General features: G+C 42.2%; 3 protein-coding genes. 1 reads left to right on the forward strand and 2 read right to left on the reverse strand.

Features of this window, described 5'->3' with window-relative positions:
• Positions 1 to 108 precede the first annotated feature (108 nt).
• Entirely contained in the window at positions 109 to 315 is a 207-nt protein-coding gene (locus F6K46_RS40520) for a transposase (RefSeq protein ID WP_366510900.1), read from the reverse strand.
• A complete protein-coding gene (locus F6K46_RS40525) occupies positions 233 to 454 on the reverse strand; it encodes a transposase (RefSeq protein ID WP_366510901.1) in 222 nt (73 codons plus the stop codon). The genes F6K46_RS40520 and F6K46_RS40525 overlap by 83 nt, the downstream gene beginning before the upstream one ends.
• 58 nt (positions 455 to 512) lie before the next feature.
• On the opposite strand from F6K46_RS40525, the gene F6K46_RS39470 reads away from it, so the two are divergent.
• Positions 513 to 1817: a transposase gene (locus F6K46_RS39470; protein WP_293068904.1), complete on the forward strand. Its 1305-nt coding sequence runs from the start codon at positions 513 to 515 to the stop codon at positions 1815 to 1817.
• The last annotated feature ends 85 nt before the right edge of the window (positions 1818 to 1902 follow it).

Consider the following 1902-nt stretch of genomic DNA (forward strand, 5'->3'; position numbering starts at 1 on the left):
GGTTAGGCATAGCCTAGTTGTGAAGAGTGTAATCGGATGAGCTGAGCATCGAGTGGGTCAGCGGTTCATCCTTCTGTTTCACCATTATCCGCAGCTGCTCAAGCATTTCTACCGCGCTGCACTAGGAGACCAAAGAGTTGGGAGCTTTAGTAATTCATGGAATTCTCTTCTGAGATGATGAGAAGCTCTTCCTTTTACCCTTTTTATTATTACCGATGGAGCATAAGTAGGGTCAACCTCCAAGAACATGTGGACGTGATCTGGCATTATCTCGCTTTGCGATAAGTCTCCAATTATTATCTTTGCAGAGTTCAAAAATAATTTCTTGCAATCTCATTTTTATGCTTCCATTTAGTACGGATTTTATCCTTTTTGTACACCAGACAAAGTGGGAATTGAGTAATGTCAACGAGTGAGGGTTTGTCCTGAAAATATATTGATTTTTACTGGTCATATCCGTTGACAGTAGCTGTATATTCAATATATAATATAAACAATGAGGTGACAATAAGATGTATGGATGCCAGCAGCACTTAATAACTACGACGGTTGAAAATCAGGCAGTTATAGAGTTCATCTGTTCGGAAGCTAATAAGCTAACAAATTGTGGCTTGTATTATTGCCGTCAAATGTTGTTCAAAAACGGCAAATACCTTAAAAACGCGGAACTGGACAAAATAATGAAAACCAACGTCCACTTTAAAGCGATGAGGTCTGCCTGCGCCCAACAGACGTTACACGGAGTTATTGAATCTTTCAAGTCTTACAAAGCCCTCAAGAAACTGTACGACAAAGGGCAGTTAACAAATAAGCCTAGAGTCCCAAAGTATCGCAAAAAGGGAGGTCTAGCTGTAGTTAGCTATCCTGCTCGATGGGTAAAACGCTGTCTAGGTCAACTAAAATTCACCTTAGGGAAACAAATCAAAATCTGGTTCGGGATTGACCATTTTCTGCTACCCATGCCATCCAATATTGACTTCCAATTAATCAAAGAGTATCGATTTGTCCCAAGAAATGGCTGTTTTTATCTGGAATTTGTATATGAAAGACCAAGCCCCGATCCGGTGTTGTCAACCGACAATGTCTTAGGTGTTGATCCAGGTCTCAATAACTGGTTGACTTGCGTTTCCAATATAGGGAAGTCATTCATTGTAGATGGCAGGAAAGTTAAGTCACAAAACCAGTGGTACAACAAGCGTGTAGCTGCGATCAAAAAAGGGAAACCTCAGGGCTATTGGGATGATCGGTTGGCCTCATTGACTGAAAAGCGCAACAGGCAAATGCGCGATAATGTAAATAAAGTCGCTAGATTCATTGTGAACTGGTGCAAAAGAAACCAAGTCAGCACAATCGTGTTTGGCTGGAACAAGCGTAATAAAGATCGTATTAATATTGGCAAAAAGAACAATCAGCAGTTCGTTCAAATCCCTACTGCTAAATTAAAAAATAGGATAGAACAACTGTGCATTGAGTACGGTATTAAATTTGTTGAGACCGAGGAAAGTTACACCAGCAAAGCTAGTTTTTTAGATCGTGACTTCCTACCTGTGCTCGGCGCGAAACCTGTTCGCGTAGCGTGCGCCAAAGCGCAGGGGTGGGCAGCAAGCGGAAAAAGAGTAAAGCGTGGACAATATCTGTCAAGTAAAGGTAATTTGATTAACGCCGATTGCAATGGGGCTGGTAACATCCTCAGAAAAGTAGAGACACAGCTAGGGTTTCCCCTAGCCGAGGTCTGTAGAGCAGTTTTGAACCTGCCACAACGATACAGATTAGACTATTGGGTAGGTCAGAGGGATTACTCCCTCTTCGCCCCCTAAGCACCGTGCGAACAAGTCTCCAAGTACACGGCGCAACCAACTCCGAAACGACACGTTATTTTGTGCAACTCTTTTCCTTATTACC

This window comes from Moorena sp. SIO3E8, assembly GCF_010692445.1.
Taxonomy (GTDB): Bacteria; Cyanobacteriota; Cyanobacteriia; order Cyanobacteriales; family Coleofasciculaceae; genus Moorena; species Moorena bouillonii.